A 22,431-nucleotide genomic window follows, 5' to 3' on the forward strand; every position below is an offset into this window, starting at 1 on the left:
CCTATTACGTAACATGAAACGGCCCAATATGCTTGATACCAGCAAGATCGCGACGCGACCCGAACACGCGGCAGAGGATCATCCGGCGATCCCACCAGCACGCGTGGGCATCCTTCTGGCCAATCTGGGTACGCCCGACAACTACGATTATTGGTCCATGCGGCGTTACCTGAACGAGTTTCTGTCCGACCGTCGGGTCATCGATTACAGCCCGTGGATCTGGCAACCGCTCCTGCAACTGATCATTTTGACGAAACGGCCGTTTTCGTCCGGAGCCGCCTATAAGTCGATCTGGAACCATGAAGATGGTGAAAGCCCCCTGATGACGATCACCAAGGCCCAGACCGCCAAGATCAAGGAAACAATGCACAAACGCTATGGCGATCAGGTCATGGTGGATTTTTGCATGCGCTATGGCAACCCGTCGACAACGTCAAAAGTGCGGGCCATGGCAGAGGCCGGATGTCAGAAGATCCTCTTCTTCCCGCTGTATCCGCATTATGCCGGGGCCACCTCAGCAACGGCGAATGACCAGTTTTTTCGCGCACTCATGGCAGAAAAATGGCAGCCGACCACACGCACGGTCGAACCCTACTACAGCCATCCCAAATATATCGAAGCCTTGGCGCAATCCATCGAGCGGGCATATGAGAAGCTTGAAACGCGCCCGGATATCCTGGTTTGCAGCTATCACGGTGTGCCCAAACGCTATCTGATGGAGGGTGACCCATATCACTGCCAATGCCAAAAAACGACGCGCCTGTTGAAAGAACGGCTGGGCTGGGTGGATACGGAGATCAAGACCACGTTCCAGTCCAAATTCGGACCGGAAGAATGGTTGCAGCCCTACACCGTTGAAGAAGTCGCGCGTCTTGCGGAACAGGGCAAAAAGAACATCGCCGTCTGCGCGCCCGCGTTCTCGGCTGATTGCATCGAAACGCTCGAAGAGATCAACGAAGAGATCAAGGAGAGCTTTGAAGAAGCAGGCGGCGAGCACTTTACCTACATTCCCTGCCTCAACGATGACGCGCCCCATATCGAAGCTCTGAGCACCGTCATTGAGGAAAACCTCAAAGGATGGCTGGATTGATCAGCACATAAAAAAAGGCGGTACAAAATGCACCGCCTTTTTCATTGGTAGCTTTCGCAGTTACGATGCAACAGCAACGCCAACAATCGCCAACAGGATCAGCGGAACGATGATGCCTGCGGAAGAGCTTTGCGTTTCTTCTACGATCACAGGTGCTTCGATGATTGGCTCGGCAGGAGCGCCGGCGAATGCGGTCGAAGCAGCAGCGGTCAGAGCAGCGGCGAGAACGAGTTTTTTCATGTTAACCTCCAAAATATGCACGTGGACAGAAAATGCCACACGCACCCAAGACTTACCTCGTGGAACTTGTGTAAACATCAAAGGGGGGTCAATGCAAACCATGTTTCATAGGGTTAGATGCCGTTCCGATCGAATGTCGTCAAATAAGCAACACTTGGGTTCCGACGTTTGCCATTCCGAACAACTCGGCAATATGCTCATTATACAAGCCGATACAACCATTCGACGATTTTCGGCCAATCTTGCGCGTATCATGCGTTCCGTGGATCCGGTAATAGGTCCAGCTCAGGTATAGCGCGTGCGATCCCAGCGGATTCTCGGGGCCCGGACCGATATAGCTTGGCCATTCAGGGTTACGCTTGAGCATCGAGGGCGTCGGACGCCAGCTTGGCCCATCCACCTTTTGCGTTACACTTGTCCGCCCACGACGCGTCAGGTCGTCCGTCAACGGCACGCTGGACGGATAGAGTTTGTAGACGGACTGATCCTCGCTCCAGTAATGCACAGCGCGGCTGTCGATATCGACAAGGATGGCGCCGCGGCGCAGGTTGTCAAAATACGGCTCCCACGACAACGAGCGGAAGCTCGAAATATTCCGTCGGACGGAGATGGTCGGATCACGCTCGGCCTGACCGGCCGGAATGTCCTGCGCAATTGCAGGCGTGCTGAGCATGGCCGCTGTTCCGACCAGGAATGTACGGCGGTTGGGCGTACTAATGAACTTTTTGGACATCTGATGTCTCTCCAAGGTGATTTCTTTCTTTAATACTCTATATATTGCTTGAAAGCCTCAGTCGCAAATCAAAGAGACGTCATCAAACCCTGTCACGTCTTTGTGCGTTTGTAATGCAAGGCGCGAGAGGTTAACGAGGCGATCTAACAATTACGGCGATTCCAGTATCATGCGCTATATATATGCTCTCATCTTTGCGACGTTGACCCTGGCCGCCTGCGCGCCGCCAACTTCAACCATTGGATCAGATGGGCGGCAACAATCCATATACCGGATCCGATCTGGAGACACCGCAAAGCTGCAATTCCGGATGCTCGATTCGGTCAACGCACTGCGCTCCGCTGAAGGCGTTGCGCCCGTGGAACTGAATGCACAGTTGAACGCCGCCGCGGCGACTCATTCGCGGGACATGTCCGTTCAAAACCGGCCTTGGCACTTTGGGTCTGATGGATCATCCCCGATCGATCGGCTGGCGCGCGTCGGTTATTCGGGAACTCTTGTGGGCGAAACCATCTCGGAATCCTACGAAGGCGAGTTGGAAACGCTCGGAGCCTGGATGACGCAACCGGATACACGCCGAACGATTCTTGCGCCCGAAGCGCGTGATATGGGTTTTTCCTGGTATCAGGAACCCAATGGCAAAATTTGGTGGACGCTGGTCTTGGGCGACCCGACCCGTGCGCCGATGATTCCAAGTGCAAATCCGTCGGCGACGCGCCTTGTGCCAAGCAGCGTCGACAACCCAACTCCAGACTTACCAGCGTCTGCTGCGCCGAATACCTGATCGGTCAGGGATTGATTTTGATCGGCGTTCCGGTACGCACCATCGCGTAGACATCTTCCATATGGTCGTCCGGCAAGGCGATGCAGCCCCATGTCCAATCCTCCGCACCTCTTCTGCGGGGTTTGGATTTACCGTGAATAAAAATGTCGCCGCCAGGGCTTTTTCCAAGCGCTCTTGCCTCTGCCCTGTCCTGCGCATTGGGATACGAGATTCCCAACGACAAGTGGAACTTGCTATCCGGGTTGCGCCGATTGATCGTATAATACCCTTCGGGCGTTTTGCCGTCGCCTTCGTAAAACTTGTCCCCAACCGGAGCAAAGCCGAGATCGATCTTGTAGCCTTTGAGGACTTTGTTCTGGTGAAGCAAGAACATCTGCCGGGCTTCCTTGTTGACCACGAGATAGGTCACTTCGGGTCCCTTGTAGGTCTTGAACTTGCTCTTCTGTGCACAGCCAGCAAGACTGAACGCCGCCGCCGCACCCACTATTACCTGTCTACGTTTCATTGAATCACTGCCTTGCCATCGTCTTTTTTATTCTTTGCGAAACAGTACCACTTTTTCGTAAATCCCGTATAGAAATTTTTTAGTCCGGACGTCATTGAGCCGCGCAGTGGCGCTTCATGACAACAACCCAATGGGATTGCAAACGCACGACCGGGACTTGCGATGCCTTGGCTAAGCGGTCAGCCCTTTGGCTACCGCTCTCGCGCCGCCGCCCCCCGAAAGGATCGCTGTGTTACTGCCCGTTCGGAAGCTGCCGGGCGGTCAGCAACTCTTCGCGGACTTCCAACCGGGGCCGCCAATCGTAGCGTGTGTCATCGCCCGTTCTTGCCCAGAACAGCGGACCGCCAAAGCGCCAGGGATCAAGAATGATCCCTTCATAAATCGAATCTCCGACCTGACTGATAATGACCGAATGGTGGATAATTCGGAGCTCTGTCGGGGGTGAGATAGCCCAATGAATCGTCAGCGTCTTGAAATTCTCCTGTTTCAAACGCGTGTTCATGTCTTCGGTCCAGTGATTGCACAGGCCGCGTTCGCGATATCCCTGATAGATCTTCGCGTTGTGAACGATGGGCGGGTCCGTGATCTGATATTCTTTGGCCAGCTGAAGCGGGTAGTCAAAGGCGATGCGGGCCGCACGTTCGGCTTCTTCAGGGTCTACCCTTGGCCCAAGCCGCTGAATCTCCAGCGCCAGTTCATCGACTCCGCCCTGCGTTGGGGGCGGGCCCGCCGTACAGCCACCGATGAGCAGGGCTGCCATCACAAAAATGAGTGATGTGAAAAACTTCGTCATCAATTTTCTACCACAGCTTTTGGACCCACTCTGACCCCACCAGTCGTTCGTAGGGTCCGGGAACAGGATTGAATAGGGTCAATTGGCCTGCGGCACAGATTTTTCTTTGGTCAAATATAGGGACAGCGGCCGCGTCTTCCCGCCTGTCCTCTATCGATTTTTCTCCGACAACCGGGCTTCAATGGCCTCAAGGCGGTGGAGAACTTCATCCCGGTAGCTGTCCGTGGCTGCATTGGATTCCTCTGCATGCGCGTCCTGCATCGAATTTACGATAAGACCCACCAAAAGGTTCACGACGGCGAATGTCGTGACCATGATGAACGGCACAAAGAACATCCAGGCATAGGGATAAATCTCCATCACGGGTCGCACGATGCCCATCGACCACGATTCAAGCGTCATGATCTGAAACAGGGAATAGGCGCTCAGGCCCAGATTGCCGAACCACACTGGAAAAGAGCTGGCGAAGAGCTTTGTTGCCATCACGGCTCCGATGTAAAAGATCAACGCCATCAGCAGAAAGACACTGCCCATTCCGGGCAAGGCCGTCACGAATCCCTCAACCACACGGCGCAGACTTGGGGCGACCGAAATAATCCGCAGAACCCGCAAGATACGCAGCGCCCGCAGCACCGACAGCCCCCCTGATCCTGGTACGAGAGCGACGCCAACGATCACAAAATCGAACAGGTTCCACCCGTTGCGGAAGAAGTTGAAGCGATAGGCTACAAGCTTGGCCAGAATCTCGATCACAAAAATCGTAAGACAAATCCGATCGATCATGATGATCAGCGGCCCCGCCAAGTTCATCAGCTCAGGGGATGTCTCCATCCCCAGCGTGATCGCGTTCAGGATAATCACCGCCATGATAAATCTGGTGGTATTCGAGCTTTCCAAAAAAGCGGCAAGTTTGGTGCGAACGGACATCAAAGTACTCCTTCAGGCGGAGATATGGGAAAGCCGGAACGCGCCGACAAGTTCAACATGGGCAGACCACCGGAATTGGTCCAACGGCTGCACCCAGTCCAGAATATAACCCGCATCGCTTAACGTTTTCGCATCGCGCGCAAAGGTTTGCGGATTACAGGACACGTGGGCGATGCGTGGAACGCGGGCCTGCGCCAGCTCGGCGATTTGTGCGATAGCACCTGCGCGCGGCGGATCAATGACGACCGCATCAAAGCGGGCAAGTTCATCCGGCATCAATGGACGTTGAAAAAGGTCTCGCGTTTCTGAGGTCACCCGCTTCAGCCCCTGGGCCTGACGCCATCCGCCATCCAGCGCCTGAACCATGCTGGACGCGCCTTCATAGGCATGAACCTCTGCATGTTCGGCAAGTGGCAAGGCAAACGTTCCGCATCCCGCAAAAAGGTCGGCGACGGTTTTTGCATCTCCAACGATCTCGGTCACCAGATCCGTGAGAACCCGCTGCCCATGTTCCGTCGCCTGCAAAAACGACCCCGGAGGCGGCGTGACGCGCGCCTTGCCCATCGGTTGCATCGGCGGATGGCGCATGCCGATCAACTCGTCGTCCCATGTCAGACGGGCCAGCCTGTGTGTTTCACACAGCGCGGCCAGCGCAATCCGAAGCGGACCATCCAGCGGTTTGCCTCCGGACACGGCAACGTCGAGCCCATCCATGCTGCTCGTGACCATGACGCTCAATTCCGCTTTGCGACTGGCACCGGTCATGGCCAAGGCTTCGGCCAGGGGTTGAGCGGCGATCAATGCAGGCGTCACGAGAATGCAGGACGGGACAGGCACAATCGCATCGGACCTGCGCCCGTGAAATCCGACCAGCGCGCCCTTTTTGGTGCGGCGAGCGGCAAAACTGGCCCGCCGACGTGACTTGTCCGGCGATGTGATCGTCGGACGCACCTGCGTTGCGACACCCTGCACGTCCAGAGCAGTGACGACAATTCCCCGTTTGAAATCCGCAACGAACGCGGCGTCGGCATGTTGCAACTGGCACCCGCCACAGGAGCGAAAGTGCGGGCATGGGGCTGAAACACGCTGATCCGACGGCCGTTCAATCCGGATGTCAGAAAGCATGTTACCAATCAGCGTTCCGCTGACCTCTTCGCCGGGCAAAGCCATGGGCACATAGATCGGGCCGGGGGCGACGCCGTCGCCCTGTTGGCCCAGCCGTTCAATTATCACTGTTGTCATAGCGATGGACTTACAAGGCCGCGCACCTTGGCGACAGTCCTATTCGGCGGCTTTTGTACTGATAAATCCGCCGGACTGCCGTCGCCAGTATTTGGCATAGAGCCCGCCTTGGGCCAGCAACGCATCATGGGTGCCTTGCTCGGCGATTCGACCCGAATCCATAACGATGATCCGGTCCATTTCCGTCAACGTTGACAGCCGGTGGGCAATGGCCAGCACGGTCTTGCCCTCCATCACCCGGATGAGCGCTGTCTGGATCGACGCTTCGACCTCGCTGTCGAGGGCACTGGTGGCCTCGTCCAAAACCAGAATCGGAGCATCCTTGAGGATCGCGCGGGCCAGAGCGATACGCTGGCGTTGCCCGCCGGACAGTTTCACCCCCCGTTCCCCGAGATGAGCGTCAAAGCCCGTGCGACCCTTGTGATCCTGCATGTTCAGGATGAATTCTTCGGCCTCGGCCTTGCGGGCGGCGGCGATCATTTCATCCTCCGTCGCATCCGGGCGACCATACAGAATGTTCTCGCGCGCCGAGCGATTGAACATCGCAGTTTCCTGTGTGACCATTCCGATCGCGCGCCGAAGGCTTTCCTGTGTTATCGACGCAATATCTGCATCATCAATCAGGATACGACCCTGTTCCGGCGCATAAAGGCGCAAAAGCAGATTCACGAGCGTGGATTTACCAGCCCCCGATGCGCCAACAATACCGATCTTTTCACCCGCAGCGATCCGTAAGGAAACCTTGTTGATGCCACCGGTCCGGCGACCATAGCTGAAACCCAGATTATCAAACGTGATCTCGCCCCGGACGCGCGCAAGCGGCTCCGCATGGCCTGCATCCTCCAGCCGGGTTCGGGGGGTCAGGGTGCGCATCCCGTCTTCGATTTCGCCAACATTTGCGTAAATGGCCATCAGCGTGAAACTGACCCATCCGGTCATTTGCGCGATCCGGATCGCAATCGCACCGGAGGCCACGATATCACCGGGTGAGGCTTGGCCCGCTTGCCATATGAAGATGGTGCCGCCAAGCAAAAGCACAGGCAGCAAGCCCGCCAGAGTCATAAGGGCGAACCGGAAATACGCCGACAAGACACCAAAACTGACGGCGGTCGAACGAAAGACCTCCATCGCGCCCAGCGCTGCGCGATCCTCGTGATCGTCATGTGCAAACAGCTTGACCGTCTTGATATTTGTGATCGTGTCCACAACCTGACCGGACACCATGGCCCGCGCCGCAGCCCGCGAGGCAGACCGCTTGCGGATGCGCGGCAAAAACCAGCGGATCAGCATGAAATACGCAAACAGCCAGACAGCAAACCCAATCGCCACCCGCCAATCAATCGCCAAAAGCAGAATGATCGATCCCACGAGCGACGCCAGCGCAAAGGCAACGACGTTGATGAACTCGGACACCACATCCGTGACAGCCCGCGATGCCTGCATCTGTTTTTGGGCAATACGCCCCGCGAAATCGTCGTCAAAAAACGTGACCGCCTGACCAAGCGTCCAGCGGTTCAGACGCGACAAAACCAACGGGTTCACGTTTGGCATCACGATGATCGAGTTCGACGCCGAGGACAGGCCAAAGAGGAGTGGCCGGGCAATCAGGAAAAATGCCACGGCACCAATGATCAGACCGACATTCTCGATGGCAAAAAACCCATCCGGGCCAAGGGAGACTGTCGAATCAATGACCATGCCGAGGATCAGCGCGGTCCCTGCCTCCAATGCTCCGGCAGCCGCGGAAAACAACCCGGCAAGCCACAGCGCGGGCCAAGCCCCCGACAAACACCAGCGCATGAAGGCCCACAGTGTTTGCGGCGGCGGACCTTCGGCATGTCGAAACGCATCTATCCAGTTCGCGATATTCACTCAGCAGCCTCTGTCTTCAGGAATCCGCCAGATTGCCGATCCCAGAATTCAGCATATAGGCCTCTGTTTTGCAAAAGCGCGTCATGGGTGCCGTCTTCAACGATTTTACCGCCATCCAGCACAAGGATGCGATCCATTTCGGCGATGGTGGACAAACGGTGTGCAATCGCAATCACGGTCTTGCCCTCCATCATACGATAGAGCGTATCCTGAATCGCCGCTTCGACCTCGCTGTCGAGCGCGCTGGTGGCTTCATCCAGCACGAGGATCGGCGCATTCTTAAGAATAACCCGCGCCAGCGTGACCCGCTGACGCTGGCCGCCAGACAGCTTGACGCCCCGTTCTCCGACATGCACGTCATATCCCGTGCGTCCATCCGGATCGACAAGGTCGAGGATGAAGTCATGGGCCTGCGCCTGTTTGGCGGCTTCGATCATCTCTGCCTCGGTGGCCTCGGGGCGGCCATAAAGGATATTGTCGCGCACGGATCGGTGCAGCAACGAACTGTCCTGCTGTACCATGCCTATGTTCAGGCGAAGGCTGTCCTGGGTCACCTTGGTGATGTCTTGTCCGTCGATTTCAATACGACCGGACTCAGGGTCGTAAAACCGCAAGAGCAGTTTGACCAACGTCGATTTACCCGCTCCGGACCGCCCGATCAGACCGACCTTTTCGCCAGGCTGAATGACAGCATTGATTGCGTTCAGACCGCCGCTTTCGCGGCCATAGTGATGGGTGAGCGCATGCAAGGACAACGCACCTTGGTCCAGCTTCAGCGGTTGGGCCTTGGGTGCATCAATCAGTTTAATCGGCTGGGCAATTGTCTCCATCCCTTCGGCGACAACGCCCAACTCGCGGAAAAACGTGGTCAGAGCCCACATGATCCAGCCTGTCATTGCATTCAGGCGCAGTGTCAAAGCCGTCGCCGCAGCAACCACACCAACGCTGGCCGCGCCTTGCGTCCAAAGCACAAGCGCCCAGCCAACAACGCCAACAATCAGGAAACCGTTCAAGGCAACAAGCACCACATCCATGATCGTATAGAGCCGCATCTCGGCCATGAAGGTATCGCGGGTGCGGTCGATGGCTTCTTTTGCGTAATTCAGTTCAAGATCATGATGCGCGAACATCTTGACAGAATGGATGTTTGAATAGGCATCCACGACGCGCCCCGTCACGGTCGACCGCGCATCCGAAGCTGCCTTTGATGCAGGGCCCACACGCTTGACCGTCCATGCGATCAGACACCCGTAAAGCACGAACCAGATCACCATCGGCAAAAGCAAACGCGGGTCTGCCACACTGAGCAAAACGGCAGCCCCAACCAGATAGGCGAGCGAGAACGAAATCGCATCAAAGACCTGAAACACAACCTCACCGGCAGCGGGTGGCGTCTGCATGATACGATTTGCGATGCGGCCTGCGAAATCGTTTTCGAACCAGCCAACCGATTGGCGCAAGACATGTTTATGGGCCCGCCACCGGATCAAAGTACCGAAGTTCGGCAAAATCGTATTGTTGAGCAGCAGAACGTCCAGCATCTGGAGCAACGGACGCGCGATCAAAACCAATAGGGCAACGACAATGACCTCTGTGCCGTGCGCCGCCCAGAATTCTGCGGGCGATTCCCCCATCAGGTCGACGATGCGGCCCATGTAATAGATAAGGCCGACCTCAATCGCCGCCACGACGATGGACATGATCGCCGCCAGGACAAAGACACCGATGAAAGGTTCCGAATAGGAGCGCAGGAACGGCCACAGTTTTGTGGGCGGCTCGTCCGTTTCGGTATAGGGCGTGTAGGGGTCGACGAGCGACTCGAAAAACTTGAACATTGGAAAGACCGTTTAGCTATAATGCAACACGTGCGTGACCTCAGGCAGACCGCCTGATCGTCACAAAGGGACGAAAAACGACAATTTCAGATGTCGTACCAGATCCCGCGAAACATGTTGCAACCCTCCTAGCTGTGCCCCTGCCTTACCCGCGAATTCAGGCAAAGTCACGCCCCCAGAAGGTCTTCTTTTGATTTTGTGAGTTCGGATGCGAGCCAGGACGCTTTGAGCGCCTTCAAACGTTGCCCCAGTTCAGGGCCCTTCAGATCCGGAAAATCCCGCGCGGATACAGGACACACGGCGCGTGATCCCTCTGCGATCAAACCCAATGTGTCCTCCGGCAGTGGTTGCGCCGCCATCGCCGCGCGTAACGACATCGCTCCGAGGGCTGCGGCAATGCCAGACATATAGCCCAGCGCTTTCGGACCCATAACAGACGTACTGTTTTCTTGAATCGCCTTCAGAGTCTTTTGCTGCTGGCGGGACAATCGAAGGCGTTCGGCCGCATCCTGCCCCCCAAGTGCTGCCAATCGGACAATCGGATCGGGGGCTGCTCCGATACTTGCTTCCAGATGAACTATGGGGCCAAAGACTGTGGTTGTCGCGCCGGGCAAAACGCGCTGGAGCACGCCAATCCGCTCCATCACGGCCAGGGCGGGCGCAGGATCCGGTGCAGACAGAAGTTTCAACATTTCAGCACCGATGCGTTCGGCCGAAAGCGTCTCTAAACCGTCCAGATTGGATGTGATCGCCGCCAATGCATCCGGGGCCCAACCTTGGGTCAGATCCGCATAAAACGCGCTGAACCGAAAAAACCGCAGGATCCGCAGGTAATCTTCCCGAATACGTTGCTCCGGGTCCTGAATGAACCGCACGCGACGCCCAAGAGCGTCCGGCAGACCACCCAGAGGATCATGCACGACCCCGTGGCGATCCGCATAAAGCGCGTTCATCGTGAAATCCCGGCGCACCGCGTCTTCGGCGATGTCATTCGAAAATGCCACAACCGCGCGCCTGCCATCAGTGGCTACGTCCCGGCGAAATGTTGTGACCTCGAACGACGAACCCCGGACCACAACAGTCACCGTCCCGTGATCAATACCCGTTGGCACCACACGCAGTCCTGCTGATTTCGCGACTTCCATGACAGTCTGGGGCGTCGCACTTGTCGAGACATCAATATCCGACGCGGCCAGACCCATAACAGCATTGCGCACACAGCCCCCGACAAAAAACGCTTGATGCCCCGCCCGCTCCAGCACCGCGCAGAGGTCCTGACCCGCCGGGTCGGCGAGAAACGCAGTTTCAGCGCTTAATTTGAAGGTATCTGTTCTGTCCATGCACGAAGTATACGCGCGGTCGCGCCCCAGATGTAATAGGGGCCATATGGCACCACGTAATAGGATCTGCGCTGGCCCCGCCACCGACGCGATTCGATCACGTACTGATCAGCATCCAGAACGTGCGCGAGCGGCACACGAAACACTTCTGCCACTTCACCGATTTCGGCGCGGGCTTCGAACTCCTGCGTCACCAGCGCCACAACCGGGGTGACGGAAAACCCGGTTACGGTTTCATGCGACGCAAAGGTGCCAAGAACCTGCGTATGCTGACGCGGCAAGCCGATTTCTTCCTCGGCTTCGCGCAGTGCGGTTTCGATCAGGTCCGCATCGGTGTCGTCCTGTTTTCCCCCCGGAAAGGCGATCTGACCCGGATGGTGTTTGAGCGCCGATGACCGTTTGGTCAAAATCAGGTCGAAGCCCCGCGCGCTCTCGATGATCGGGGCGAGAACAGCCGCCGGGCGCAATTTGCGATCCGGCGGCAGAACCACATCCTTGTTCAGATCAAAATCGGACGACGCTGCGCCGCTTTGAGCAAGGGCGGCCCGGGTCAAGGCGAGCAGATCATTCACCGGATGCTGTTTCCGCCTCAAAGCCGACCGTTTTCGGGTCCAGATCGTAATGCGCGCCACAGAACTGACAATCCGCCGTCACGCGGCCTGCGTCCGTGGTCATGGTTGCGATGTCCTTGGCCGAATATATGGACAGGCTTTGCCGCACACGATCCTCGGAGCAGGTACAACCAAAGCGCACAGCCTGCGTGTCGAAAACGCGGGGCGTTTCCTGGTGAAACAGCCGAACCAACAGATCGCTCGGAGCAAGTTGCGGGCCAATCAACTCAAGATCTTCGACCGTATCCAGCAGGATATTCACGCGGTCCCAGTTTTCGGATGCATCACCGTCCAACAAGTCATTCGCCGACAAGACATCGCCGGTTCCTTCGCCGGAGGCCATCAGCGGGGACGCCTTTGGCATATGCTGAAGCATAACTCCGCCCGCACGCCAATGCTCGCTCACACCCGGTTCCGTCGACTTGCCAAAGCTTAGCTGAAACCGCGTCGGCAGCTGTTCGGATTGCGCGAAATACGCCTCGGCACAATTGGACAATGATCCACCGGCAAGCGGCGTTATGCCCTGATACGGTGTCATGCCCTTACCTTGATCGATCATGATTGCAAAATAGCCTTCGCCGACCTGATCAAAGGGGGCACCATCGGTCAAACGGTCCGCATCATAGGTCGCGTAGGCTCTGACACGGGCGATATCGCCTGCTTTCTCTGGGCCGTAATAATCCGTTGCGATCATCCGCACCGCCCCTTTGGACTGCACTTGCAGTGAGAGCTTCCAGCGCAACTTGATCGTCTGGCCGATCATCGCCGTCAGCAATGCCATCTCCGCCACCAGCGCTTCGACTTGCGGCGGATAGTCATGTTGTTTCAAAATACCGTCCAGCACGCCGTCCAGACGCGCCACGCGTCCGCGAATATCGGAAGCGTCAAGTTGGAAAGGCAGGACTGTATCGTCCCACGCGAGCTGCGAACCAAGTGTCATTGGGGTTTCCTTCAGCGCCAGTGCTTGGCATATCGCGCTTCTATATAGGACCGATGCCAAAAACTGAAAGAGGTGGTGCATGATCCGACGTATCGGTCGAGCCCCGGTCGCGAACCAAAAGTATACAATGCGCCCCGGCGCATATGCTGTCTTGCCTCGGGGTGGTCGGTTGCTTTTGACGCGTCAGACCTGTCCTGACCCGGAAATTCAATTACCCGGCGGCGGCATCGACCCGGGCGAAAGCCCCTTGCGCGCGCTGCACCGCGAAGTGTTCGAAGAAACCGGATGGTGTATTTCCCGGCCCCGCAAGCTGGGCACGTTCCGGCGTTTTACCTTTATGCCTGAATACGATCTATGGGCTGAAAAGCTGTGCCATATCTATATCGCATGGCCCGCCCTGCGCCTGTCCGACCCGACGGAACCCGGCCATGAAGTCGTGTGGATGCCACCGGACAGTGCGACGCAAGCCTTGTACAATGACGGTGACCGAATGTTTGTTGCCCAATTCGCCAGCTAGGGCGGCCCTCGATATTCAAACAGGATTCCAGACACGTCGTCAGGAAAGGGTTTACCGCCCGCGAACTCAGACAAATGCCACATCATAGCCTCGAAGAATGCAGGGCCCTTGATATCGGCGAGGCTTGCCATAAAAGTGGCAAGCCCTTCTTCTTCCAGCATTTTGCCGTCTTCCGCGGGGCATTCCGTTACGCCGTCGGATAACAGCAGTAACCTGTCACCGGGATACAACTGCGTTTCGAATTGCGTAAACTCGATGCCCGAAATCAGACCTACCGGAAACCCGCCGGGACCATCCTGTTCAATCCGCCCATCGGCACGCTGAACCGCCGGGTGCGGATGTCCTGCCTGCGCCATCCGCACATGCCCCGTTTCCAGGCTCACATCTGCCAGCAACAACGTAAAGTAATGCTCGGTCTCCATCTCATCCAGAACCAGGTTGTTGAGCGTTTCAATGACCTGCTCGGGCGGCAGAAAACTGTACGTGCCATCTGCGCCACGGGCGAGCGCGACGTTCTGGTCCGGGGCGGAGGCTGACAAATATCCCGCCAACCGTGCGGTCATCAAGGCAGAGCTGATGCCATGGCCGGACACATCGAGCGCATAGAGACCCAAATGCCCTTCGCCTGCGGGGAAGAAACCCACCAGATCACCGCCGACATGCCCGCTGGATCGCAGCATCAAGGTCACGTCGCCGGTTTCGAAACTCTTGTGCCGTTCGCGGATCAGAGATTGCTGCAGCTTCTTGGCTTCGAGCAGGTCGCTGTCCAGCGAATCATACAGCCGCTGCAATTCATCCAGCGTATCAGTAATCAGGCGGTTCTTTTCGGTAAGTTCACGCTGCATGAGCAAAATGCGCTCACCTGCGGCGATTCGAGCGCGCAGCTCATGCGAGTCGACAGGTTTGGTGAGAAAATCATCAGCGCCCGCCTCAAGGCCCATCGCGACCTCGTTCTTTTCGCTCTTGGACGTCAGAAGGATAAAATAGCCATAGCGATCGGTTGTTTTCTTGCGAAAGGCATCGCAGAACTCCAGGCCATTCATACCTGGCATCATCCAATCACTCAAAACCAGATCCGGAGCGACAGTCTGGCAAATCTCCAGCGCTTCCTCGCCAGACGCAGCCTCGTACACGTCGAAACCCCAGCGTTTTACAGAACTTGACAGGATCCGTCGTTGCAACCGACTGTCGTCAACGATCAGAATCCGATGGGGAACATCGGTTTCAAAAGATGCCGCGACATCGTCAAAGGCTTTGGTTGGTTTCTTCATAAAAAGGATATTCCGAAAATGCTTCCGTCCGACCTACGCAAACAAATTTAACGGCGTGTGAAACACAAAATTGGAACTACTAAACCTTTAGCGATTACGAAATTTAAACCAAACCGCTGCTACTCACCGTCAAAAGACCGGAGCAATGCAATGATTGACTGGCAACGCGTGAACACGCTGCGTGAAGAAATAGGGGCCGAAGATTTTGACGAAGTGGTGCCAATGTTTCTCGAGGAGGTTGAGGAAGTCACGGACCAGTTGCGCGCGCAACCCGACATCGCCAAACTCGAAGATCGCATGCATTTTCTCAAAGGCAGCGCCGTGAGCCTCGGCTTTGAAGCCTTCTCGACGATGTGCGGCGAAGGCGAAACAAAGGCCGCCGCAGGAGATGGCTCCTGCGTTGACGTCGCTGCAATTCTGGAGTGCTACGAACAATCAAAGTCCGTATTCATGGCAGGATTGTCCAGCGGTCTGGCAGCGTGATCAAATCACAAACTGCACCAGCATTTCGTCATCCGTGATATCCGTGTAAGTGAACCCGGCAGCATCCAATTCGCTAAAGAAACGCGCGAAATTATCGGGATGCGTTGTTTCGATACCAATCAAGACCGACCCAAAGTTTCGGGCAGACTTCTTCAGATACTCAAACCGCGCGATGTCATCATCCGGCCCAAGAATGTTCAGGAAATCCTTCAGTGCACCGGGACGCTGTGGCAGGCGGAGAATGAAGTATTTTTTCACACCCGAATATCGCTGCGCCCGCTCCTTGACCTCGGGCAAACGCTCAAAATCAAAGTTGCCGCCGGATGCGATGCATACAACGGTTTTGCCCTTGATCTGATCCTTAACGTCCGCCAGCGCTTCGATAGACAAAGCACCTGCCGGTTCCAGAACGATGCCTTCCACATTCAACAATTCGATGATTGTCGTGCAGATACGATCTTCGGAAATGGACAATACATCCGCCGGATCCACCGTAGACAGGCGGGCAAAGGTACGCTGGCCGATTTTGGCAACGGCCGCCCCGTCCACAAAGGTATTGATCGGCGACACATCGACCGGCTTGCCCGCCCTTACGGCTTCACCGAGCGAGGTCGCACCGCTGGGTTCGGCAAAGGTATAGGCCGTCTTGTCTCCGAAATAACTGCGCGTGCCGGCAGAAAGACCACCCCCGCCGACGGGCAGGATGATACGGTCCGGGATACGTCCCAATTGGTCTTCAATCTCGACGGCAACTGAAGCCTGCCCTTCAATCACATCCTCATCATCAAAGGGCGAGAGGAAGTGCGCGCCGACATCGGCGCAGTAGGACTGGGCCGACGCAAGCGTATCGTCGAAATAGTCACCGGTCAGACGGACCTCGACATCCGCACCTCCAAACATCTTGGTCTTCATGATTTTTTGCTGGGGCGTCGTGACTGGCATGAAAATCACCCCATGCACGCCAAAATGACGGCACATATAGGCAACGCCCTGGGCATGATTCCCCGCGCTGGCACAGACAAAGATCGCGCCCGGTTCTGACACTTTGCGCATCGCGTTGAAGGCGCCGCGCAGTTTATAAGATCGAACCGGGCTCAGATCTTCACGCTTGAGCCAGATATCCGCGTCATAACGCTCCGACAGCAAATCGTTCCGCATAAGGGGCGTCGGCGGAAAAACGTCACGCATTGCCTGCGTGCCTGCGCGCGCATCATCCTGAAAGCTCATATCGTGGCCCTTTTCTGCAATTTACCCGACCTAACTGGGCCGCAGGTTTCGGTCAATCTTGCCCCTGTGCAACAAAAACGATATCGGCAGCCAAATCGTCAAAGGAAAATACAAGATGAGCGCGCCCAAAAAAGTTGTGCTGGCCTATTCTGGTGGCCTCGACACCTCGATCATCCTCAAATGGCTACAAACCGAATATGGTTGCGAGGTTGTGACGTTCACCGCCGACCTCGGTCAAGGCGAAGAACTAGAACCCGCCCGCGCCAAGGCAGAAATGATGGGCGCATCGTCGATCTATATCGAAGACGTTCGCGAAGAGTTCGTGCGCGATTTCGTGTTCCCGATGTTTCGGGCCAATGCGCTGTATGAGGGATTGTACCTGTTGGGAACGTCGATTGCCCGGCCCTTGATTTCCAAACGTCTGGTCGAAATCGCCGCCATCGAAGGTGCCGATGCAGTCGCCCATGGTGCCACGGGCAAAGGCAACGACCAGGTTCGGTTCGAACTGGCCGCCTATGCCCTGAACCCTGACATCAAGCTCATTGCGCCTTGGCGTGAATGGGATCTGACCAGCCGGACCAAGCTGATCGACTTTGCGGAAAAAAACCAGATTCCGATCGCCAAGGACAAGCGCGGCGAGGCACCGTTCAGCGTCGATGCAAACCTGTTGCATACGTCGTCCGAAGGCAAAGTGCTCGAAGATCCGGCCGTCGACGCGCCCGATTACGTCTATCAGCGCACGGTCGCGCCAGAAGATGCACCGAACGAACCGGAATATATCGAGGTTGGGTTCGAGCGGGGCGATGCAGTCTCTATCAATGGCGAAATGATGTCACCTGCCACCATTCTGACCAAGCTGAACGAGCTTGGCGGCAAGCACGGGATTGGTCGTCTTGACTTGGTCGAAGGTCGGTTCGTGGGCATGAAATCGCGTGGCATTTACGAGACGCCAGGCGGCACCATCTTGCTTGAGGCGCATCGTGGCATCGAGCAGATCACGCTTGATCGTGGTGCTGCGCACCTCAAGGACGAGATGATGCCCCGCTATGCGGAACTGATCTATAACGGTTTCTGGTTCTCGCCCGAGCGCGAAATGCTACAAGCCCTGATCGATCACAGCCAGAAACACGTGACCGGAACAGTCCGTCTGAAACTGTACAAAGGTCTGGCCCGCACGGTTGGCCGCTGGTCCGAGCACAGTCTCTATTCCGAGGCGCATGTGACATTCGAGGACGATGCAGGTGCGTACGATCAAAAAGACGCAGCGGGATTTATCCAGTTAAACGCATTGCGGCTCAAGCTGCTGGCTGCGCGGGATCGTCGCCTCAAGTAATCTTATGTGCGGCGAGCGCCTCGTAATGAGGCAGCGCCGCACTCACGATCTGGGCATAGGTGCCGGACAACTCTGGCACAGGGCCTTCAGCCGCGTCAAATCCCGTGGAACGATGGACCGCGCCATACCAATGCGCGGCCCAGATTCCGTCCGCAGCATGTCCACCTTTCGGCCAGGTCAGCATTTTCTCATCCCAGTCTATGCCGATCCGGGCGCAGAGCTTTTGTAACATTCCGGCGGGATCACGCCTGATATCGGCCGAGTCTATGACAATCGGCGCATCCACCATGTCAAATATCCGGGCCTGCTGAACAAAGCCGATATCCTCCAGCGTCGGCCCTTCGCGTTTTTTGGCATAGCTTGCGATGACGCGCGCCGGGTGTCGGATCAGAAATACGTTTGTCATGTGCCGGGTCCAGTCGATTGGCCAGTCCGGCAACATGTGATGTGTCATGTGTTTTTGATAAAAAACAGGCTCTGATACAGGGGAATCCAGCGATTTCACCACATTGTCGTAAATGGTGTCCTGGGACCCGAGGATGTCATCTCTCATCGGGTGGTCCAGTCCCGTCGCCGTCAGATAGGCCGCATAAAACGGCTCGTCCACGACGCGGCAATCGCTGCGTGCGCCAAAGCTGTACATCATAGCTGTCGATAGATTGCGTGGTCCAGACCACATTGCGATACGTTTTGTCATGGCGCCGACGCTAAGCGCGCAGATGACATTCGTAAACGGAAATTCACGGACGCGCGACCTCGCAGTGCTGTGACTTGAGCGCACCTACCACTTGAGTCACGTTGAAGTGGAAGGAGCTTTTCTATGACCCACTTTCATAACGTGAAAACCTACCTGCTGGGCCTGATGATCGTCGTTGGCCTCATCGCTCAGAGCAAATCGATACATGCGCAACAGTTTGAAACGCTAACAGTGGCAGGTGGCTGCTTCTGGTGCGTGGAGGCTGATTTTGAAAAGGTAGATGGCGTGGTTGAAGCTGTATCAGGCTTCTCCGGCGGAACTGTCGAGAACCCGACCTACAAGCAAGTGGTCAATGGCGGCACCGGTCACATCGAAGCGGTGCAGATCACCTATGACCCAAACACCGTCACGACAGCCACCTTGCTTTCCATGTTCTTTCGTTCGGTTGATCCGACAGATGCGGGCGGACAGTTTTGTGATCGCGGGTATTCCTATACAACTGCAATTTTTGCGGCTCCCTCGCAAATTGATGCTGCGAATGCAGCCAAGGCGCGGGCGCAGGCCGATCTTGGTCAGACTGTGGTGACACCTGTCCTCACCGCATCCGAGTTCTATCCAGCGGATGCAGGTCATCAGGACTATTACAAACAATCGAGTCTTGTTCTGACTCGCTTTGGTCCCAAGTCCAAAGCCAATGCGTACAAGGCCTATCGCGAAGCCTGCGGTCGCGACGAACGTGTCAGAGAGTTGTGGGGCTCCGCTGCACCTTTCGCAGGCAGCTAGCCAAACCGTGCATCCTCGATGTCTTTGAGGTCGGGGATTACGTCAGCAGTGCCAAGCCGCATTACCATCAAGGCTCCGGCCTGTGTCGCAAGCCGCAACGATTGCACCATTGGCAGCCCGCGATCCAACCCCGCCACCAAGAAGCCCGTAAAGGTATCACCAGCCCCGGTCGTATCGACAGGAACGACGGGAACTGCGGCAACATGCGTCTCTGTTCCGGCGGAAACGTCGATCCACCGGCTCCCGTCACCGCCGAGTGTCACGACGATGTTGGCAATACCCAAATCCGTCAAATCCCGATCCAGCGCCGTCTTGAGCTGCGCAGCCTCAACCTCGTTCAACACCAACAGGTCGATGAACGACAAGACGGCTTCGACAGCACCTGCGTCAAACGGTGCGGCCGCGTAAACAACCTTCAGGCCAAGCTCTCTGGCAATCCGGGCCGCATAGTTTTGTCCGCTTGTTTCATTCTGCATCACCAGCGTGTCGCCCGGAGATGCCGCAGACAAGGCTGCACCGATCATATCATCCGAAACCATTCGATTGGCGCCTGGGTAAATGACGATCTGGTTTTCACCATCGTCCGCAATCGAAATATTGGCGTGACCCGTTGCCTCGCCCGCGAGTGTCGTAATCTGGCTGGTGTCGACTCCGTACTCCAGTAACCTGTTGACGGTCCAGCCGCCGTCCTTACCCACGGCCCCGATATGGGTTACCCGCGCCGCGCCGCGTGCGATGGCCACCGACATGTTGGCACCCTTGCCGCCCAGCCCTTGCTGATAAGACGTCGCACTCAGTGTTTCGCCAGCCGCAGGCAGGTGTGGAACACGATAGGCATTGTCGATGTTGATCGACCCGAGGTTCCAGACCGCCATCAGCCGACCTTGCAAGCAGCCAGCACCGCCATGTTCAGAATATCGTTGGCGGTCGAGTTTGAAGAGCAAATCTGGATTGACCCGCCAACACCCGCCAGGATCGGCCCGATGACAGTCGCACCGCCCATTTCCTGCATCAGTTTCACCGAAATGCTGGCCGAATGGCGCGCGGGGACCACCAGAATATTGGCCGGTCCGGTCAAACGCGAAAACGGGTAAGCCTGTTGGGCCTTTGGGTTCAAAGCCACATCGACCGTCATCTCCCCTTCATACTCGAAATTCACGCCACGTCTGTCCAAGACGAGCGGAGCCTGATGCATCTTTTCCGAACGCTCCGAGACGGGATAGCCGAAGGTCGAAAAGCTGACAAAAGCAACACGTGGCTCAAGGCCCATGTTACGGGCGACGGTGGCAGCCTGTTCCGCGATATCGGCAAGGTTCTCTTCGTCCGGCCATTCATTTACCAATGTGTCCGCGATAAACACGATCCGGCCTTTGTGGACCAGCGCCGTAATGCCGGCCGCCTTACTGTTGGCGTCCGCATCGAAAACATGGTTGATTCGGTCCAGAATGTGAGCAGACTTGCGCGTTGCCCCCGTCACCAGACCATCCCCATGACCGTGGGCCAGCATCAACGCCGAAAATACGTGCCGATCCCGCGCGGCCAGCCTGTGCACATCGGCGCCATCAAATCCGCGCCGTTGCAGCCGTTCGTAAAGATGAGTCTTGTAGCCATCCAGATGCGTCGTGTTGGCCGCATTGACGATTTCCAACTCCCGCGCGGCATCGCCCAACCCAGCGGCTTCCAGCTTGGTCTTGACGTCATCCGCGCGCCCGACCACCAGAGCCGTTCCAAAGCCGGATCGCTGATACATAACGGCCGCGCGCAAGACACGCGGATCATCGCCCTCGGCAAAGATCATACGCGCCTGTGCGGCACGGGCGCGAGCGTTGATCCCGGTCAGAATGCTGGCTGTCGGGTCCATCCGCGATTTCAGGCTGAGCTCGTAGGCATCCATATCGATAATGGGCCTGCGGGCCGCACCGGTATCCATGCCCGCCCGGGCAACCGCCGGGGGGATACGGTAAATCAGGCGGGGGTCAAATGGCGTCGGAATGATGTAATCCCGGCCGAAACTCAGGTTCTTGCCATAGGCCAGCGCAACCTCATCGGGCACATCCTCGCGGGCCAAAGCGGCGAGCGCGTGGGCGCAGGCAATTTTCATCTCGTCGTTGATGGCACGGGCGTGGATATCAAGCGCACCCCGGAACAGGTAGGGGAAGCCCAGAACATTGTTGACCTGATTGGGATAATCGCTGCGGCCCGTGGCGACGATGGCATCCATCCGCACGTCATGAGCCTCTTCCGGTGTGATCTCAGGATCGGGGTTGGCCATGGCAAAGATCACCGGGTTGTCGCCCATGCTTTCCACCATTTCCGGGGTCACGGCCCCTTTGACCGACACACCCAGGAACACATCCGCACCGACCATCGCCTCTTTGAGGCTGCGCAATTCGGTTTTGACCGCATGGGCAGATTTCCACTGGTTCATGCCTTCACTGCGGCCCTGGTACACCACACCCTTGGTATCGCACATGATACAGTTGTCACGGCGCGCGCCCATGGATTTAAGCAACTCAATGCAGGCAATTCCAGCCGCGCCCGCGCCATTCAGCACGATCTTGACGTCTTCGATCTTTTTACCGGAAATATGCAGCGCATTGATCAGGCCCGCCGCACAGATGACCGCGGTACCATGCTGGTCGTCATGGAAAACGGGAATATCCATTTCCTCTTTCAGACGCTGCTCGATGATAAAACATTCAGGGGCCTTGATGTCTTCGAGGTTGATGCCGCCGAATGTCGGGCCCATCAGCTTGACCGCGTTACAGAACGCATCGGGATCTTCGGTATCCAGCTCGATATCGATGGAGTTTACATCCGCGAAGCGTTTGAAGAGAACCGCCTTGCCCTCCATCACGGGTTTCGAACCCAGCGCACCAAGGTTCCCCAGGCCCAGAACGGCCGTCCCGTTTGAAATGACGGCCACCAGATTGCCCTTGTTGGTGTAATCATAGGCCAGTTCGGGATTGGCGGCGATGGCCTCGCAGGGCACGGCAACCCCCGGCGAATAGGCAAGACTCAGATCCCGTTGGGTCGTCATCGGAACGGTCGCCGTGATCTCGAATTTACCAGGCGTTGGCTCCATGTGGAACGCAAGCGCCTCTTCTGGCGTAACCTTTGACTTACTCATATGCGGAAACCCTCCCTCGCGTCCGCCCCCTTTAGCGCAGCATGCCGTGTGCCTCAATCGACTTTGGCTTTTACTCCC

General features: G+C 56.8%; 22 protein-coding genes. 6 read left to right on the top strand and 16 right to left on the bottom strand.

From position 1 onward, the window contains the following. Positions 1-28 precede the first annotated feature (28 nt). Positions 29-1,090: a ferrochelatase gene (hemH, locus tag LC354_RS05335; RefSeq protein WP_223421818.1), complete on the top strand. Its 1,062-nt coding sequence runs from the start codon at positions 29-31 to the stop codon at positions 1,088-1,090. 60 nt (positions 1,091-1,150) lie between these two features. Here hemH and LC354_RS05340 read toward each other — a convergent pair whose 3' ends face one another. Both LC354_RS05340 and LC354_RS05345 read right to left on the bottom strand, forming a co-directional pair. Then, entirely contained in the window at positions 1,151-1,330 is a 180-nt protein-coding gene (locus LC354_RS05340) for a hypothetical protein (protein WP_223421819.1), read from the bottom strand. 139 nt (positions 1,331-1,469) lie between these two features. Continuing rightward, positions 1,470-2,063 carry a L,D-transpeptidase gene (locus LC354_RS05345; protein ID WP_223421820.1) on the bottom strand — a complete coding sequence of 198 codons (594 nt, stop codon included), beginning with the start codon at positions 2,061-2,063 and terminating at the stop codon, positions 1,470-1,472. 169 nt (positions 2,064-2,232) lie between these two features. Here LC354_RS05345 and LC354_RS05350 point away from each other — a divergent pair, with 169 nt between their 5' ends. After that, positions 2,233-2,847 carry a CAP domain-containing protein gene (locus LC354_RS05350; RefSeq protein WP_317849270.1) on the top strand — a complete coding sequence of 205 codons (615 nt, stop codon included), beginning with the start codon at positions 2,233-2,235 and terminating at the stop codon, positions 2,845-2,847. Positions 2,848-2,851: 4 nt separating this feature from the next. Here LC354_RS05350 and LC354_RS05355 read toward each other — a convergent pair whose 3' ends face one another. The 9 genes from LC354_RS05355 to hslO all read right to left on the bottom strand — a co-directional run bounded on the left by LC354_RS05355 (position 2,852) and on the right by hslO (position 12,912). After that, on the bottom strand, positions 2,852-3,352 hold the full coding sequence (locus tag LC354_RS05355) for a L,D-transpeptidase family protein (RefSeq protein WP_223421821.1): 501 nt from the start codon (positions 3,350-3,352) through the stop codon (positions 2,852-2,854). 232 nt (positions 3,353-3,584) lie between these two features. Beyond that, the gene (locus LC354_RS05360; RefSeq protein WP_223421822.1) at positions 3,585-4,145 is read right to left on the bottom strand and encodes a hypothetical protein; all 561 of its coding nucleotides are present in this window, start codon (positions 4,143-4,145) and stop codon (positions 3,585-3,587) included. Between the two features lie 150 nt (positions 4,146-4,295). Then, complete coding sequence (locus LC354_RS05365; protein ID WP_223421823.1) at positions 4,296-5,072, bottom strand: ion transporter; 777 nt, start codon at positions 5,070-5,072, stop codon at positions 4,296-4,298. A gap of 12 nt (positions 5,073-5,084) precedes the next feature. Further along, complete coding sequence (locus LC354_RS05370) at positions 5,085-6,314, bottom strand: class I SAM-dependent RNA methyltransferase (RefSeq protein WP_223421824.1); 1,230 nt, start codon at positions 6,312-6,314, stop codon at positions 5,085-5,087. Positions 6,315-6,353: 39 nt separating this feature from the next. Next, positions 6,354-8,186, bottom strand: a complete 1,833-nt coding sequence (locus tag LC354_RS05375; RefSeq protein ID WP_223421825.1) for an ABC transporter ATP-binding protein — start codon at positions 8,184-8,186, stop codon at positions 6,354-6,356. After that, positions 8,183-10,021, bottom strand: coding sequence for an ABC transporter ATP-binding protein (locus LC354_RS05380; RefSeq protein ID WP_223421826.1), 1,839 nt, complete (start codon positions 10,019-10,021; stop codon positions 8,183-8,185). Before LC354_RS05380 ends, LC354_RS05375 begins: the two co-directional genes overlap by 4 nt. A 167-nt stretch (positions 10,022-10,188) precedes the next feature. After that, entirely contained in the window at positions 10,189-11,361 is a 1,173-nt protein-coding gene (locus tag LC354_RS05385) for a CCA tRNA nucleotidyltransferase (RefSeq protein WP_223421827.1), read from the bottom strand. Next, positions 11,334-11,933, bottom strand: coding sequence for a CoA pyrophosphatase (locus LC354_RS05390; RefSeq protein WP_223421828.1), 600 nt, complete (start codon positions 11,931-11,933; stop codon positions 11,334-11,336). The genes LC354_RS05385 and LC354_RS05390 overlap by 28 nt, the downstream gene beginning before the upstream one ends. Beyond that, on the bottom strand, positions 11,926-12,912 hold the full coding sequence (gene hslO / locus LC354_RS05395; RefSeq protein WP_223421829.1) for an Hsp33 family molecular chaperone HslO: 987 nt from the start codon (positions 12,910-12,912) through the stop codon (positions 11,926-11,928). The genes LC354_RS05390 and hslO overlap by 8 nt, the downstream gene beginning before the upstream one ends. A 79-nt stretch (positions 12,913-12,991) precedes the next feature. Here hslO and LC354_RS05400 point away from each other — a divergent pair, with 79 nt between their 5' ends. Then, positions 12,992-13,429, top strand: a complete 438-nt coding sequence (locus LC354_RS05400; RefSeq protein WP_223421830.1) for an NUDIX hydrolase — start codon at positions 12,992-12,994, stop codon at positions 13,427-13,429. Here the strand turns inward: LC354_RS05400 and LC354_RS05405 are convergent. Next, on the bottom strand, positions 13,426-14,700 hold the full coding sequence (locus LC354_RS05405) for a PP2C family protein-serine/threonine phosphatase (protein ID WP_223421831.1): 1,275 nt from the start codon (positions 14,698-14,700) through the stop codon (positions 13,426-13,428). The genes LC354_RS05400 and LC354_RS05405 overlap by 4 nt on opposite strands. Positions 14,701-14,850: 150 nt before the next feature. Between LC354_RS05405 and LC354_RS05410 the strand changes: the two genes are divergently transcribed. Next, positions 14,851-15,183 carry an Hpt domain-containing protein gene (locus LC354_RS05410; RefSeq protein ID WP_223421832.1) on the top strand — a complete coding sequence of 111 codons (333 nt, stop codon included), beginning with the start codon at positions 14,851-14,853 and terminating at the stop codon, positions 15,181-15,183. On the opposite strand, the gene ilvA is transcribed toward LC354_RS05410, so the two are convergent. Continuing rightward, on the bottom strand, positions 15,184-16,410 hold the full coding sequence (ilvA, locus tag LC354_RS05415) for a threonine ammonia-lyase IlvA (RefSeq protein ID WP_223421833.1): 1,227 nt from the start codon (positions 16,408-16,410) through the stop codon (positions 15,184-15,186). A 115-nt stretch (positions 16,411-16,525) separates the two neighbouring features. Here ilvA and LC354_RS05420 point away from each other — a divergent pair, with 115 nt between their 5' ends. Continuing rightward, entirely contained in the window at positions 16,526-17,743 is a 1,218-nt protein-coding gene (locus LC354_RS05420; RefSeq protein ID WP_223421834.1) for an argininosuccinate synthase, read from the top strand. On the opposite strand, the gene LC354_RS05425 is transcribed toward LC354_RS05420, so the two are convergent. Then, positions 17,736-18,440 carry a sulfotransferase-like domain-containing protein gene (locus LC354_RS05425; RefSeq protein WP_223421835.1) on the bottom strand — a complete coding sequence of 235 codons (705 nt, stop codon included), beginning with the start codon at positions 18,438-18,440 and terminating at the stop codon, positions 17,736-17,738. The genes LC354_RS05420 and LC354_RS05425 overlap by 8 nt on opposite strands. A 123-nt stretch (positions 18,441-18,563) precedes the next feature. On the opposite strand from LC354_RS05425, the gene msrA reads away from it, so the two are divergent. Continuing rightward, positions 18,564-19,223, top strand: coding sequence for a peptide-methionine (S)-S-oxide reductase MsrA (msrA, locus tag LC354_RS05430; RefSeq protein WP_223421836.1), 660 nt, complete (start codon positions 18,564-18,566; stop codon positions 19,221-19,223). Here the strand turns inward: msrA and LC354_RS05435 are convergent. Then, positions 19,220-20,098, bottom strand: a complete 879-nt coding sequence (locus LC354_RS05435) for a ribokinase (RefSeq protein ID WP_223421837.1) — start codon at positions 20,096-20,098, stop codon at positions 19,220-19,222. The two genes, msrA and LC354_RS05435, sit on opposite strands and share 4 nt — an antisense overlap. Next, positions 20,098-22,353, bottom strand: coding sequence for an NADP-dependent malic enzyme (locus tag LC354_RS05440; protein ID WP_223421838.1), 2,256 nt, complete (start codon positions 22,351-22,353; stop codon positions 20,098-20,100). The genes LC354_RS05435 and LC354_RS05440 overlap by 1 nt, the downstream gene beginning before the upstream one ends. Positions 22,354-22,431 lie beyond the last annotated feature (78 nt).

This window comes from Tateyamaria pelophila (assembly GCF_019966495.1).
Lineage (GTDB): Bacteria > Pseudomonadota > Alphaproteobacteria > Rhodobacterales > Rhodobacteraceae > Tateyamaria > Tateyamaria pelophila.

Bases quoted from the DNA above. Each gene is read 5' to 3' on its own strand.
- hemH (WP_223421818.1), top strand. From the start codon at position 29: ATGCTTGATACCAGCAAGATCGCGACGCGACCCGAACACGCGGCAGAG.
- LC354_RS05340 (WP_223421819.1), bottom strand. From the start codon at position 1,330: ATGAAAAAACTCGTTCTCGCCGCTGCTCTGACCGCTGCTGCTTCGACC.
- LC354_RS05345 (WP_223421820.1), bottom strand. From the start codon at position 2,063: ATGTCCAAAAAGTTCATTAGTACGCCCAACCGCCGTACATTCCTGGTC.
- LC354_RS05350 (WP_317849270.1), top strand. From the start codon at position 2,233: ATGCGCTATATATATGCTCTCATCTTTGCGACGTTGACCCTGGCCGCC.
- LC354_RS05355 (WP_223421821.1), bottom strand. From the start codon at position 3,352: ATGAAACGTAGACAGGTAATAGTGGGTGCGGCGGCGGCGTTCAGTCTT.
- LC354_RS05360 (WP_223421822.1), bottom strand. From the start codon at position 4,145: ATGACGAAGTTTTTCACATCACTCATTTTTGTGATGGCAGCCCTGCTC.
- LC354_RS05365 (WP_223421823.1), bottom strand. From the start codon at position 5,072: ATGTCCGTTCGCACCAAACTTGCCGCTTTTTTGGAAAGCTCGAATACC.
- LC354_RS05370 (WP_223421824.1), bottom strand. From the start codon at position 6,314: ATGACAACAGTGATAATTGAACGGCTGGGCCAACAGGGCGACGGCGTC.
- LC354_RS05380 (WP_223421826.1), bottom strand. From the start codon at position 10,021: ATGTTCAAGTTTTTCGAGTCGCTCGTCGACCCCTACACGCCCTATACC.
- LC354_RS05385 (WP_223421827.1), bottom strand. From the start codon at position 11,361: ATGGACAGAACAGATACCTTCAAATTAAGCGCTGAAACTGCGTTTCTC.
- hslO (WP_223421829.1), bottom strand. From the start codon at position 12,912: ATGACACTTGGTTCGCAGCTCGCGTGGGACGATACAGTCCTGCCTTTC.
- LC354_RS05400 (WP_223421830.1), top strand. From the start codon at position 12,992: ATGATCCGACGTATCGGTCGAGCCCCGGTCGCGAACCAAAAGTATACA.
- LC354_RS05405 (WP_223421831.1), bottom strand. From the start codon at position 14,700: ATGAAGAAACCAACCAAAGCCTTTGACGATGTCGCGGCATCTTTTGAA.
- LC354_RS05410 (WP_223421832.1), top strand. From the start codon at position 14,851: ATGATTGACTGGCAACGCGTGAACACGCTGCGTGAAGAAATAGGGGCC.
- ilvA (WP_223421833.1), bottom strand. From the start codon at position 16,410: ATGAGCTTTCAGGATGATGCGCGCGCAGGCACGCAGGCAATGCGTGAC.
- LC354_RS05420 (WP_223421834.1), top strand. From the start codon at position 16,526: ATGAGCGCGCCCAAAAAAGTTGTGCTGGCCTATTCTGGTGGCCTCGAC.
- LC354_RS05425 (WP_223421835.1), bottom strand. From the start codon at position 18,440: ATGACAAAACGTATCGCAATGTGGTCTGGACCACGCAATCTATCGACA.
- msrA (WP_223421836.1), top strand. From the start codon at position 18,564: ATGACCCACTTTCATAACGTGAAAACCTACCTGCTGGGCCTGATGATC.
- LC354_RS05435 (WP_223421837.1), bottom strand. From the start codon at position 20,098: ATGGCGGTCTGGAACCTCGGGTCGATCAACATCGACAATGCCTATCGT.
- LC354_RS05440 (WP_223421838.1), bottom strand. From the start codon at position 22,353: ATGAGTAAGTCAAAGGTTACGCCAGAAGAGGCGCTTGCGTTCCACATG.